The sequence below is a fragment of the Rhizobium sp. AN68 genome (assembly GCF_030758035.1).
Classification (GTDB): domain Bacteria; phylum Pseudomonadota; class Alphaproteobacteria; order Rhizobiales; family Rhizobiaceae; genus Agrobacterium; species Agrobacterium tumefaciens.
Window position 1 is genome coordinate 2,561,054 of the sequence record NZ_JARWMI010000003.1, and the last position, 12,157, is coordinate 2,573,210.

The 12,157-nt window shown below is 58.3% G+C and carries 14 protein-coding genes; 4 read left to right on the forward strand and 10 right to left on the reverse strand.

The features are described 5' to 3' along the window. The first annotated feature begins 8 nt into the window (after positions 1-8). Positions 9-1,187, forward strand: a complete 1,179-nt coding sequence (locus tag RBH71_RS25470) for a multidrug effflux MFS transporter (protein ID WP_003516679.1) — start codon at positions 9-11, stop codon at positions 1,185-1,187. A 55-nt stretch (positions 1,188-1,242) separates the two neighbouring features. Here RBH71_RS25470 and RBH71_RS25475 read toward each other — a convergent pair whose 3' ends face one another. Further along, complete coding sequence (locus RBH71_RS25475) at positions 1,243-2,466, reverse strand: argininosuccinate synthase (protein ID WP_003516677.1); 1,224 nt, start codon at positions 2,464-2,466, stop codon at positions 1,243-1,245. A gap of 339 nt (positions 2,467-2,805) precedes the next feature. On the opposite strand from RBH71_RS25475, the gene RBH71_RS25480 reads away from it, so the two are divergent. After that, on the forward strand, positions 2,806-3,660 hold the full coding sequence (locus RBH71_RS25480; protein WP_003516675.1) for an SDR family NAD(P)-dependent oxidoreductase: 855 nt from the start codon (positions 2,806-2,808) through the stop codon (positions 3,658-3,660). Positions 3,661-3,811: 151 nt separating this feature from the next. Further along, entirely contained in the window at positions 3,812-4,459 is a 648-nt protein-coding gene (locus RBH71_RS25485; RefSeq protein WP_003516674.1) for a LysE family translocator, read from the forward strand. Between the two features lie 45 nt (positions 4,460-4,504). Here the strand turns inward: RBH71_RS25485 and RBH71_RS25490 are convergent, their stop codons facing one another. The 7 genes from RBH71_RS25490 to RBH71_RS25520 all read right to left on the reverse strand — a co-directional run bounded on the left by RBH71_RS25490 (position 4,505) and on the right by RBH71_RS25520 (position 10,314). After that, complete coding sequence (locus RBH71_RS25490; protein ID WP_003516671.1) at positions 4,505-5,299, reverse strand: ABC transporter ATP-binding protein; 795 nt, start codon at positions 5,297-5,299, stop codon at positions 4,505-4,507. Beyond that, a complete protein-coding gene (locus RBH71_RS25495) occupies positions 5,296-6,177 on the reverse strand; it encodes an ABC transporter permease (protein ID WP_003516669.1) in 882 nt (293 codons plus the stop codon). The genes RBH71_RS25490 and RBH71_RS25495 overlap by 4 nt, the downstream gene beginning before the upstream one ends. Before the next feature lie 96 nt (positions 6,178-6,273). Further along, positions 6,274-7,227, reverse strand: coding sequence for an ABC transporter substrate-binding protein (locus RBH71_RS25500; protein WP_003516666.1), 954 nt, complete (start codon positions 7,225-7,227; stop codon positions 6,274-6,276). A 108-nt stretch (positions 7,228-7,335) separates the two neighbouring features. After that, on the reverse strand, positions 7,336-8,508 hold the full coding sequence (gene rlmN / locus RBH71_RS25505) for a 23S rRNA (adenine(2503)-C(2))-methyltransferase RlmN (protein ID WP_075807724.1): 1,173 nt from the start codon (positions 8,506-8,508) through the stop codon (positions 7,336-7,338). Positions 8,509-8,774: 266 nt separating this feature from the next. After that, positions 8,775-9,278, reverse strand: a complete 504-nt coding sequence (locus RBH71_RS25510; protein WP_003516662.1) for an invasion associated locus B family protein — start codon at positions 9,276-9,278, stop codon at positions 8,775-8,777. A 298-nt stretch (positions 9,279-9,576) separates the two neighbouring features. Next, positions 9,577-9,957: a YkvA family protein gene (locus RBH71_RS25515; protein WP_003516660.1), complete on the reverse strand. Its 381-nt coding sequence runs from the start codon at positions 9,955-9,957 to the stop codon at positions 9,577-9,579. A 51-nt stretch (positions 9,958-10,008) separates the two neighbouring features. Then, positions 10,009-10,314, reverse strand: coding sequence for a 4a-hydroxytetrahydrobiopterin dehydratase (locus RBH71_RS25520; RefSeq protein ID WP_003516658.1), 306 nt, complete (start codon positions 10,312-10,314; stop codon positions 10,009-10,011). 80 nt (positions 10,315-10,394) lie between these two features. On the opposite strand from RBH71_RS25520, the gene RBH71_RS25525 reads away from it, so the two are divergent. After that, positions 10,395-10,874: a low molecular weight protein-tyrosine-phosphatase gene (locus RBH71_RS25525; RefSeq protein ID WP_035252380.1), complete on the forward strand. Its 480-nt coding sequence runs from the start codon at positions 10,395-10,397 to the stop codon at positions 10,872-10,874. Here RBH71_RS25525 and thpR read toward each other — a convergent pair. Continuing rightward, on the reverse strand, positions 10,808-11,401 hold the full coding sequence (gene thpR, locus RBH71_RS25530) for an RNA 2',3'-cyclic phosphodiesterase (RefSeq protein WP_003516655.1): 594 nt from the start codon (positions 11,399-11,401) through the stop codon (positions 10,808-10,810). The genes RBH71_RS25525 and thpR overlap by 67 nt on opposite strands. Before the next feature lie 68 nt (positions 11,402-11,469). Then, a complete protein-coding gene (locus RBH71_RS25535) occupies positions 11,470-12,120 on the reverse strand; it encodes an arylesterase (RefSeq protein WP_003516653.1) in 651 nt (216 codons plus the stop codon). Between the last annotated feature and the right edge of the window lie 37 nt (positions 12,121-12,157).

The window sequence follows — 12,157 nt, forward strand, 5'->3', positions numbered from 1 at the left end:
AAACGATCATGTCCAGAAAACGCACGGCTTTGCTCGGAGCATTGCTGACAGCGCTGGCGCCCATTTCCATGTCGATTTACACGCCGGCCATGCCGGAACTGACACGGGTTTTCGCAACCAGCGAATCTGCCATAAAACTCAGCCTCTCGCTCTATTTTGCCGGTTTTGCCTTAGCCCAATTGCTTGCCGGGCCGGCATCCGATGCCTTCGGGCGGCGCAAGGCGAGCCTCGTCTTCCTGTCGATCTTTCTGGGCGGTGGTGTGCTCGCCCTCTTGGCCCCAACCATCGAAGTGCTGCTGTTCGCGCGCCTCGTTCAGGGCATCGGCGCTTCCGTTGGCATGACTGTTGCGCGCGCCGTGGTGCGCGATCAGTTCACCGGCCCGGAAGCCTCCAGCATCATGAACCTCATCGGCATCATGCTGGCGATCGGCCCTGCGATGGGGCCGACGATCGGTGGTCTGTCGCTTGCGGCTTTTGGCTGGCAATCGGTGTTTTTCCTCATGGCCGGTCTCGGAGCTATCGCCATCCTTTCGGTGGTGCTTTTTCTGCGTGAAACGACGGTGCCTGACAAAACCAGGATCCGACCCCGACACCTTCTGTCTGCCTATGGCACATTGCTGAAGCAGCCGCGTTTTCTTCTGGCCGCCCTGGTGCTCGGCGGCTCCATCGGCGCACTTTATGCGCAAGCCACCATGCTGACCTTCATCCTCATCAACGAAGTCGGCATGTCCCCCACGGCCTTCGGTGTCGGCATGCTGATGCAAACAGGCGCCTATTTCTTCGGTTCGATTGCGTTGCGTTACATCGCGCCAAGACTGGGCGACCGGCGTTCCGTCGTGCTTGGCCTTTGTTTTTCCGGCACGGGCGGTCTTCTCATCATGCTGTCGGTTTTCCTCGTGCCGCCATCCTTCCTCTCCATCATGGGACCCGTCGCGGTGGCGACGGTCGGGATCGCGCTGTTGACGCCTTCGATGGTCACGGCGGCCCTCGCCCCCTTCCCGCATATCGCCGGCTCGGCATCGGCCATGATGGGTTTCATCCAGATGGGATCTGGTTTTGCGGGTGGGGCAATGGCCTCGCTCATTGGTTCTCCGCTGACCAGCTTCGGCATCATCATTCCGGTTATGGAATTCGTGGCCGTTGCCAGCTACATCGGCTTTCGCGCCGTTTCCAGAAGAGAGACATGAAAAAACCCGCAGGCGTTGCCACCTGCGGGTTTTTCCAACTCATACTTCAGCAGAATTACTTGCCGAGATTACGCTTCGCCAGGGTGCGCAGGCGCAGGGCATTGAGCTTGATGAAGCCAGCTGCGTCCTTCTGGTCATAAGCACCGTGGTCGTCCTCGAACGTCACCAGCGCGTCGGAATAGAGCGACTTCGCGCTCTCGCGGCCGGTCACCATGACATTGCCCTTGTAGAGCTTCAGCGTCACTTCACCTTCCACATGCTCCTGGCTCTTGTCGATCAGGGCCTGCAGCATCTCGCGCTCGGGCGAGAACCAGAAGCCGTAATAGATGAGTTCGGCGTAACGCGGCATCAGATCGTCCTTCAGATGCGCGGCACCCCGGTCGAGCGTGATGGATTCGATCGCGCGATGCGCAGCCAGCAGGATGGTGCCGCCGGGCGTTTCGTAGACGCCACGCGACTTCATGCCGACGAAGCGGTTCTCGACCAGATCGAGACGGCCGATGCCGTTTTCGCGACCATAATTGTTGAGCGTCGCCAGAAGCGTGGCAGGCGACATTTCCACACCGTTGATGGAGCAGGCATCACCCTTGCGGAAACCGACCTTGATAACGGTTGCCTTGTCAGGCGCCGCTTCCGGGGAAATGGTGCGCATGTGCACATATTCCGGAGCTTCCTTAGCCGGGTCTTCCAGAACCTTGCCCTCGGACGAGGAGTGCAGCAGGTTGGCGTCGACGGAGAACGGCGCTTCGCCCTTCTTGTCCTTGGCCACGGGAATCTGGTTCTTTTCGGCAAATTCCAGAAGGTCGGTCCGGCTCTTGAAAGTCCAGTCGCGCCATGGGGCGATGATCTTGATATCCGGGTTCAGCGCATAGGCCGAAAGCTCGAAACGGACCTGGTCGTTGCCCTTGCCGGTGGCGCCATGCGCAATGGCATCGGCGCCGGTCTTCTTGGCGATCTCGATCAGGTGCTTGGAAATCAGCGGGCGGGCGATGGAGGTACCGAGCAGATAGACACCTTCATAAACGGCGTTGGCACGGAACATCGGAAAAACGAAATCACGCACGAACTCTTCGCGGACGTCCTCGACGAAGATTTCCTTGATGCCCAGCAACTCGGCCTTCTTGCGCGCCGGCTCAAGCTCTTCGCCCTGCCCGAGATCGGCGGTAAAGGTCACGACCTCAGCGCCGAGTTCCGTCTGAAGCCACTTCAAGATGATCGAGGTGTCGAGGCCGCCGGAATAGGCGAGAACGACTTTCTTAACGTCTTTCGGGAGTGCCATTATGATGTCCATCTGCATGATGACGGCATCGGGGTACCGCCATTTCCTTGGGATTTCGGCACTTTTACAGTGCAACCCGAAAACTGTGAAGCGATTTTCGGAAAAGAAGCCCGACAAAACAACGAATAGGACGAAAGGGCAATAGGCATTTGCGAAAGATCAGATCCCCGCAACAGCGCGTCATGACTGGAACGAACGAATTGTCACATGCATTATGCGATTTCGCGCTTTAACATGAAGCGGCGCGATCAACTTGAAGACCGTGAATGAAGCCACTCAGGGTTCAGGCAACGTTGCAAACGGCTGGAAACAGCACAAAACGACGCGAAAGGAAAACCTATGACGACCATCCACCCCGCATTCAAGGAAGATAATGTCGCCGTCATCACCGGCGCGGCCTCCGGTATCGGACTTGCCGCGGCCCGGAAATTCGCCGGTTTCGGCATGAGCGTCGTCCTCGTCGATCTCGACGGTGACAGGCTTGCCGCAGCGCATGCTGATATTCTGACCATCGCAAAGGACGGCGAAGCACAGATCGTCGCAATACCGACCGACGTGTCGAAACTCGATGAGCTTGAGGCGCTGGAACGCGCTGTCATCCAGCGTTTCGGGCGGGTTCATGTGTTGATGAACAATGCCGGCATCCAGCCGGGCAGCGCCATCTTCGGCGCTCAGGCCAACTGGGAAAAAGTCATCAACGTCAACCTGATGGGTGTCGTGAACGGCAGCCGGGTGTTTGGGCAGGGCATGGTCGCCCATGGCGAGGCCGCGCTCATCATCAATACCGGTTCGAAACAGGGCATCACCACCCCGCCGGGCGATCCGGCCTATAATGTCTCGAAGGCCGGCGTCAAAGCCTTCACGGAAGCGCTACAGCACGAGCTGCGCAATATTCCGAACAGCGCGGTTTCCGCCCATCTCCTGATCCCCGGTTTCGTCTTTACCGGCCTCACGGCAAATGGCAGGACGGAAAAACCAGCAGGAGCCTGGACCGGCGAGCAGACCGTTGATTTCATGATCGAGAGCATCGCCAGGGGCGATTTCTATATTCTTTGCCCGGATGGCGAAGTGGATCGCCCGACGGACGAGAAACGCATTCTGTGGGCAGCTCAAGACATCGTCCAAAATCGTCCGCCACTGTCGCGCTGGCACACCGAATATTCCGCCGCCTTCACCAGCTTCCTCAAAAACTGATCGCCCGACGCCGCCGCACTTTGAAAGTTGCGGCGGCTATCCACTTTTGATCATCCCCGGTTTTCGTACCAATGTCCCGGCGCGCAAAAACATTGGCAGAAACGCGAATTCGCGTTAAGCAACGGCAGTCTCCAGCTTTACGGGTGCCGCGATGGATTTCGTTCCGAGCCTGCCAACACTTGCCGCCTTCACCGTCGCCATCCTGCTTCTGGCGGTAACGCCCGGTCCTGACATGACGCTATGGATCAGCCGGTCAATACGCGAGGGCCGGGCAGCGGGTTTCATGACCCTTGTGGGCACCAATCTCGGTATTACCGTGCATACGATGCTGGTTGCCTTCGGCGTCGCGGCGCTCATCGTCGCATCGCCGACAGCCTTCCTCATCCTGAAGACCGGCGGGGCCGCCTATCTTGTCTGGCTCGCCATTCAGGCGATCCGCAAGGGCTCGGATTTCGTGATGGTCAAGACCACGGGCGAAAAACAGCAATCTTCACTGAAATCCGCCTTGCTGAACGGTATTTGGGTCAATCTGCTCAATCCAAAGGTCATCATCTTTTTCATGACCTTCCTGCCGCAATTCGTCAGCGCATCCGATCCGCATGTCACCGGCAAGCTTATTTTCCTTGGGCTCTGGTCAATCATCGTGGCGCTGCCGATCGGCATCGGCATCGTCGTTGCCGCCGATGTGCTGTCGGCCTGGCTCCAGCGCAACAAGAAGGTTCTGCGCGGGCTGGATTATACGATCGCCGGTGTATTTTCGCTTTTCGCCGTCAAGATTTTCCTCACCCAGACGCGATGACGCACAAATAAAAAAGGCGCCCGCAGGCGCCTTTCGGATAACTCATCAGCCGATCAATAGCTCATCGTCATCAAGCGTCTGGCCGCGTATCTTGCGGAACATGTCGATAAGATCTTCGACCTGAAGACCCTTGCGGCTTTCGCCGGACACATCGAGCACGATCTCACCGGCGTGCAGCATGATCGTGCGGTCGCCATAGTCCAGCGCCTGACGCATGGAATGGGTAACCATCAGTGTCGTCAGCTTGCGCTCGGAAACCACCTTGCGGGTCAGCTCCATCACGAACTCCGCCATGCCGGGATCGAGTGCTGCCGTATGTTCGTCAAGCAGCAACACGTCCGAACCGGAAAGCGTTGCCATGACAAGCGAGACCGCCTGCCGTTGCCCGCCGGACAACAGGTCCATGCGGTCCTTCAAACGATTTTCCAGACCGAGATTGAGCGAAGCGATACGCTCTTTGAAGAAATCCCGCCTGCCGCGCCCAAGCGCCGGCAACAAGCCGCGACGCTCTCCGCGAGACGCCGCAAGCGCAAGGTTCTCCTCAATTGTGAGCGCGCCACAGCTGCCAGCCAGTGGGTCCTGAAACACGCGCGCCACCCGCCCAGCCCGGCTGGCGGTTGTTTTGCGTGTGACATCGGCGCCACCAACCATCACCTTTCCGGCCGTCGGCAGGACATCGCCCGCGAGAACGCCGAGAAGCGTGGATTTGCCGGCACCGTTGGAGCCGATCACGGTAACGAAGGAACCATCCTCGATGGTAAGATCAATCTTGGCCAGCGCCTGCTTTTGCAGCGGTGTGCCACGCCCGAAGATGACCTGAATGTCGGAAAGGGAAATCACGATGTTGCTCCCCCGCGGCGCAGTCGAGGCAGGATCAATGCAATGGCTACCAATACCGCCGTAACGAAATTGAGATCGGAGGCCTTGAGACCCAGCACATCGCTCGACAAAGCGAGCTGGATAGCAAGGCGGTAGGCGATGGAGCCGAAAACACAGCCGATGAGCGCAATCAGAATGCCCCGCGAGCCGAACAGCGTTTCGCCGATGATGACGGCCGCAAGCCCGACGACGATGGTGCCGACACCGGCAGTCACATCGGCAAAGCCATTGGTCTGCGCAAAAAGCGCGCCGCCGAGCGCGACCAGTGCATTCGAAAGCGCCATGCCAAGATAGATCTGGTTGCCTGTCTTCACCCCTTGGGCGCGCGCCATCCGCGCATTCGCGCCCGTCGCCCGCATGGCAAGGCCCGCGTCGCTCTCAAGGAAACGCCAGACGAGAATGACAGCGAGCAACACCAGAACGCCGATAAAGAGTGGCCGCACGAGATATTCGGAAAGACCGAGACCGTAGAACGGCGAGATCATCGTATCCTGATTGAGCAGCGCCACATTCGGTTTTCCCATCACCCGAAGGTTCACCGAAAATAGCGCGATCATCGTCAGGATTGACGCAAGCAGGTTGAGTATCTTGAACCGAACGTTGAGCGTGGCCGTAACGATGCCAGCACCGGCGCCGGCAACCATCGCAATCGCCGTCGCGACCCACGCATTGAGGCCGGCGATGATCATCACGGCCGCAACGGCTGCGCCGAGCGGAAAGGAACCGTCAACGGTCAGATCAGGAAAATCAAGTACCCGGAAAGCGAGATAGACGCCGATCGCCACGAAGGCGAAGACCAGTCCCAGTTCCACGGCACCCCAGAAAGCGATTTGGCTCACGGTAATGTCCTTGTTATTGCCGCCGCGTCGGCGGATACGGGCACCGTTGCGTGCCGCGCAAAGCGGGCGGCGAGTGACCGCCGCCCGAAGTCCGGTTTAGTCGATGACCTTGGTGGCGCGCTTCGTCACGCTTTCGGGGAAGGTGACGCCAGCTTTTTCAGCAGCCTTCTTGTTGATCACCAGATCGGTGCCGACGGCAACGGTTGCCGGAATGTCGCCGGGCTTCTCACCCTTAAGAATGCGAACAACGACAGCGCCGGTCTGCTTGCCAACGTCGAAATAATTGAAGCCGAGAGCCGCAACCGCACCGCGCGCAACGGAATCCGTATCGGCGGCATAAAGCGGAATTTTCGCCTCACTCGCAACGCCAGCTGCCGCCTCGAAAGCGGAAACGATGGTATTGTCGGTCGGCACGTAGATCACGTCGGCCTTGCCGACCAGTGCGCGCGTCGCGCCCTGCACTTCGGCGGATTTTGTGGCGACAGATTCAACGACCTTCAGGCCGGCCTTTTCGGCCTCAGCCTTCAGCGCTGCAAGCGTCGAGACGGAGTTGGCCTCGGCGGAGTTGTAGATAAAGCCGATGGACTTGGCGTTGGGCGAAATTTCCTTGATCAGCGCCAGATGCTCAGCAACCGGCAGCATGTCGGAAAGTCCGGTCACGTTGCGGCCGGGCTTTTGCATGTCCTTAACCAGCTGTGCGCCAACCGGATCGGAAACAGCCGTGAAGACAACCGGAATGTCGCGCGTCGCTGCAACGACAGCCTGGGCGGACGGTGTGGAGATCGGCACGATGACATTGGGGGCTTCGCCCACGAACTGACGCGCAATCTGCGCTGCGGTGCCTGGATTACCCTGCGCGGACTCGTAGAGGAACTTGAGGTTCTCGCCTTCCTTGTAACCGGCTTCGGCAAGCGCTGCCTTGACGCCGTCACGTGCGGCGTCAAGCGCCGGATGTTCGACAATGGCGGTGACGGCAACGGTGACGTTTTCAGCCTTGGCTGGCAGAACGAGGGCGCTCGCGGCCGCGAGCGCCAGAATGAATGCACGCATAGGTATCCTCCAGTTGGTTTCTTATTGCCGTCTTATTAGAAACAAGACCGCCCGAAATCAATCAAAGAACCGTAACGAACCAAGCTTTCTGCCGCGATTGGCGTCGATTCAGTCGTCTGCACCGTGGTTGGCAATCATCATCGCCTCGAAAGCCAGCCTTTCGGTTTTGCGCATGCGCTCGGATTCCGATTTCAGCTGGCCGCAGGCAGCGAGAATATCGCGGCCGCGCGGCGTACGGATCGGCGAAGCGTAACCCGCCTGATTGATGAAATCCGCGAACTTCTCGATCTGCGCCCATTCGGAGCACTGGTAATTCGTGCCTGGCCACGGATTGAACGGAATGAGATTGATCTTGGCTGGAACGCCCCTCAGAAGCTGCACCAGCATCTTGGCGTCTTCCAGACTGTCGTTCACATCCTTCAGCATCACATATTCGAAGGTGATGCGGCGGGCGTTGGAGACACCCGGATAATTGCGGCAAGCCTCGATCAGCTCCTTCAGCGGGTATTTCTTGTTGATCGGCACCAGCATGTCGCGCAGATCGTCGCGCACCGCATGCAGTGAAATCGCCAGCATGACGCCGATCTCATCGCCCGTGCGGAAGATTTCCGGCACGACGCCCGAGGTGGACAGGGTCACGCGACGCTTGGAGAGCGACAGGCCGTCACCATCGGTGGCGATCAGAAGTGCGGTCTTCACATGTTCGAAATTGTAGAGCGGTTCGCCCATGCCCATCATCACGATGTTGGAGACCTTGCGGCCTTCACTCGGCACGTAGGCGCCGACCGGCGTCGAACCGTCAGGAAAATCGCCGAGCCGGTCGCGGGCGAGCAGAAGCTGGGAGAGAATTTCTTCGGCCGTCAGGTTCCGCACCAGACGCTGCGTGCCGGTGTGACAGAAGGAACACGTCAGCGAACAGCCCACCTGGCTCGAAATGCAAAGCGTGCCGCGTCCTTCTTCGGGAATATAGACCGTCTCGATCTCGACAGGACGTCCCGCACCGCGCGGCGGAAAACGCATCAGCCATTTGCGGGTGCCGTCGTTGGAAATCTGCTCCTCGACGATTTCCGGGCGGGCAATGGTGAAGGCTGCTTTCAGCTTTTCCCTGAGTTCCTTGGCAACATTGGTCATGTTGTCGAAATCCGAGACGCCGCGCACATACAGCCAGTTCCACAACTGGCTGACACGCATCTTCACCTGCTTCTGCGGCACGCCGATCTCGGCCAGCGCCTCGCCCATTTCCTCCCGCGTCATGCCGATCAGCGACGGCTTGCCGGACATGAGATCGCTATTGGCGATCAGGGGAGTTTTGACTGCCAGACCGGCAGGGGCATGCAATACGGACATCACGCTATCCCATCATCCAATGCATCGCACGACCGGCCTTTAGGAAAGGCGGAAAATCGTCTGCATGTCGAGAAAATCAAAGGCGGAGCACTTTTCGCGCATCCGCCTGTCAATGTTGCCGCGCCTTTAGCATCAAACAAGCAAAAACGCAAATGGCCGGTCGATGACCGGCCAATCACAAAGCTGACGAAGCGTCAGGATTACTTGCAGCTTTCGATCTGCTTGAAAGCAGCCGAAATGCCCGAAAGCGAATAGGAATAGGAAGTCGCGGTGCCGCGGCCGGAGACCGCCTTCACCGTCATCGACTTGCCGCCCTTCATCGCGGCCACGAGAGCGGGTTCTTCGGCAGCATTTTCAACCCAGGCAGCCTTGTCCTTGGTAAACATCACGAAGTTCTTGTTGTCGATCGTGACATTGACCTTGGAGCCCTGCTTCAGCGGGTAACCCACCATGGCCTGCGGCTCGTAGGAAATATTCTGGCCCGGACGCTGCGACACGATGAAGAAGATATCGCCGTGATCGACGCTCGCCGGTTCCTTGGAAGTGGGGATGGAAAGAACGTAGCAGACGGTGCTGTTGCCCGATTTGTACGAATAGGCGCCCCATGCATTGAACTGCTGGATGCGCGTGGGCGACTGTGCAGATGCTACGCCGACGCTGGTCAGCAAAATGGCCACTGCGGTTGCTACACTTCTTACAAACATAGAATTTCCTGCCGGGTTATTGTCTTCCATTGGCCCGAAGCAGCGGCGGGCTCCATGTTTATGGATCGGCCACGTTCAGGTGCGGATCGTCTTTTCTCATTGTGGTCAGGAAGCGGTTACCAAACCGTCAACAACACGTATAAAATGCCGAAAACGTCTTGAAGTGTTACAGATCGGCTACGCCCGCACCCTGAGAAGAAAGGCGTGGCACGCCCTCCCCGTCATGTCTATGACACACAAATTCAGGCAACAATTTGTCACCTGCCCGGCTCCGAGGAGCCTCGTCATCACAGACGTGTTATTCGGCCTCCTGCTGCCGTTTCAGCATGGCATCCGCTGCATCGTAGTGCTCCATCTTGATGTGGGCGCGGATCATCGCAAGCGCGGCCGTAATGACCGCGATGTCGTCGGTAAAACCAACGACCGCCAGCATGTCCGGTATGGCATCAAACGGCATGATGAAATAGGCAAGCGCGGCCAGAATAATGCCCTTGGCACGCAGCGGAGTATCCCGGTCGATCGCGCAATAATAGGCTGCTGCCGCATCGCGCGCGAAGGGCACCTTGGTCATCACACGCTTCAGCTTCGGCCAGAATTTGGCGCGCACGACGCGTTCGCGTTCGCCCTGGCTGCCCGTTTCCCCGGGCAAAAGAATTTCACCGATTTTCACATCATCCATGATCGACGGTCCTCCGGTCACGGTTATTATATGGGAGTTAAAGCCCGCCGTTCAATTCCCACGGCCCATTGCCGCCTTCTGCATGGCCTCCGCGAGCAGAAAATCCCGCTCGGTAACGCCCTGCGAATCGTGGGTGGTGAGGCAGACCCTGACGCGCGAATAGACGTTGGACCATTCTGGATGATGATTGAGCTTTTCTGCCACGAGTGCGGACTCGGCCATGAAACCAAAAGCCTCCGCAAAACTCGCAAATTTGAACGACCGGACGATTGCCGCCCCGTCCTCGCGCAAGGACCAGCCTTCGAGTTTTAAAAGCGCCTGCCGGACGGCTTCCGGTTCAAGTCTGGGATATTTCATGCATCTTGCCTCCGCTTGACATGCGATCCGCTGTTTCGGACAAACATTAACGCCTCAACGACCGGATCGACGCATATTCAATGAAACATACAGCCGTTCTTTTTGTCTGCATGGGCAATATCTGCCGCTCACCGCTTGCCGAAGGCATTTTGACAAACCTTGCCGAAACCGAAGGCGTATCTCGCCAACTCACTGTCGATTCCGCCGGCACCGGCGGTTGGCACACCGGTACCGCCCCGGATCGCAGATCCATCGCAATCGCCCGCAAGCATGGCATCGATATTTCCCTGCAGCGTGCACGGCAGGTCAGCCAGGCCGATTTCGAGACCTTCGATCTCATCCTTGCCATGGACGGAGGAAATCTCGCGAAACTGCTCCGAAAGGCGCCCGAAAACCGGAAGCACAAAATCCACCTGTTCCTGGACTACGCTTCGGGACGCCACGAAAACGTGCCCGATCCCTACTTCGGTGGCGACGACGGATTTCTGGTCGTCTACAACATGCTTTTTGCGGGATGCAGCTCGTTGCTCGAGAAGATGGCGCTGGACCGCGCTTCGTGAAGCGGGAACACCTCTTCCACGATGTAGGGTCCGCCACCCACCGATTCCTTGGACGACATCAGCACGAAACGACCGACCGTGAAGGCGGATGTGCGGAAATTGCCGCGCCCGGAAAGATACTGCACCACATCGTCCAGCCGTGAAGAGCGCAACCGCGCCAGCGTCACATGCGGCATGAACTTGCGCGGATCCGGCGGCAGGCCGATCCTCTGACAGATCCTCTCGACCTCCGCCTGAAGCGCATTCATTTCCGGCGAGGGGGAAACCCCCGCCCAGATCGAATGCGGTTTCTTGGAGCCGAAGGAACCCATCCCGTTGAGACTGAGCTGGAATTCCGGCCTGTCGATCCGGTCCAGCCTGTCAACGACTTCATCGGCAGTTCTCCCGTCGATATCGCCGATAAAACGCAGGGTTATGTGATAATTCTCCACATCGATCCACCGGGCTCCCGGCAGACCACCGCGCAACAATGACAGGCTCATAGCCGCATTGCGCGGAATTTCGAGGGCGATAAACAGTCTCGGCATGGCGAGCTCCCCGAATCTCTTGGCAGAACAAGCATAGCGAATCATGCAATGCAGGCGGGCGCAAGTGCTTATTTTTTTTGCGCACCGATTGTCTTGATGAAGCTTTCAACAGCCGGCAAAGATTTCTCCACCATCATCGCCACACCCTGCGTATTGGGATGCATCTTGTCCTCCAGCTTCAACTTATCATCCGTCACCACGCCATCCAGAAAAAACGGATAAAGCGGCAGGTTGTATTTTTCTGCAAGCTTCGGATAGATCGGGTTGAAGCGCTTGGCGTAATCGTCACCCATGTTCGGCGGTGCCATAATGCCGACTAGCAGCACCGCTATGTTGCGTTTCTGAAAGCCGGAAATGATGGCGTCGAGGTTCTTTTCCGTCTGTTCCGGCGCAATACCGCGCAACGCATCATTGGCGCCGAGTTCCAGAATGACCCCGTCCGTGCCATCGGGAACCGACCACTCCGCCCGAGCCAGACCGCCTGAGGACGTATCGCCGGACACACCGGCATTGGTGACGGTAACATTGATGCCCTTGGCCTTTAATGCAGCTTCAAGCTGTGCCGTATAGCCATCGGTGGGGGGTAACTGGTAACCCGCCATGAGACTGTCGCCCAGGCCAACCAGTTGCAATGTCCGCTCCTGCGCCATGGCCGCCGAGGCGGAAAAGGCGGCGGCGAAAATGACGATGAAGTGAAACAGGGCAGCTTTAAATCTCATCACGGCTTTCCTAACTTGGTTTGCATTGTCTGAAATA

Excerpts from the sequence above, each read along its gene's own strand:
- RBH71_RS25470 (WP_003516679.1), top strand. The coding sequence starts at position 9 with ATGTCCAGAAAACGCACGGCTTTGCTCGGAGCATTGCTGACAGCGCTG.
- RBH71_RS25475 (WP_003516677.1), bottom strand. The coding sequence starts at position 2,466 with ATGGCACTCCCGAAAGACGTTAAGAAAGTCGTTCTCGCCTATTCCGGC.
- RBH71_RS25480 (WP_003516675.1), top strand. The coding sequence starts at position 2,806 with ATGACGACCATCCACCCCGCATTCAAGGAAGATAATGTCGCCGTCATC.
- RBH71_RS25485 (WP_003516674.1), top strand. The coding sequence starts at position 3,812 with ATGGATTTCGTTCCGAGCCTGCCAACACTTGCCGCCTTCACCGTCGCC.
- RBH71_RS25500 (WP_003516666.1), bottom strand. The coding sequence starts at position 7,227 with ATGCGTGCATTCATTCTGGCGCTCGCGGCCGCGAGCGCCCTCGTTCTG.
- rlmN (WP_075807724.1), bottom strand. The coding sequence starts at position 8,508 with ATGTCCGGCAAGCCGTCGCTGATCGGCATGACGCGGGAGGAAATGGGC.
- RBH71_RS25510 (WP_003516662.1), bottom strand. The coding sequence starts at position 9,278 with ATGTTTGTAAGAAGTGTAGCAACCGCAGTGGCCATTTTGCTGACCAGC.
- RBH71_RS25515 (WP_003516660.1), bottom strand. The coding sequence starts at position 9,957 with ATGGATGATGTGAAAATCGGTGAAATTCTTTTGCCCGGGGAAACGGGC.
- RBH71_RS25520 (WP_003516658.1), bottom strand. The coding sequence starts at position 10,314 with ATGAAATATCCCAGACTTGAACCGGAAGCCGTCCGGCAGGCGCTTTTA.
- RBH71_RS25525 (WP_035252380.1), top strand. The coding sequence starts at position 10,395 with ATGAAACATACAGCCGTTCTTTTTGTCTGCATGGGCAATATCTGCCGC.
- thpR (WP_003516655.1), bottom strand. The coding sequence starts at position 11,401 with ATGCCGAGACTGTTTATCGCCCTCGAAATTCCGCGCAATGCGGCTATG.
- RBH71_RS25535 (WP_003516653.1), bottom strand. The coding sequence starts at position 12,120 with ATGAGATTTAAAGCTGCCCTGTTTCACTTCATCGTCATTTTCGCCGCC.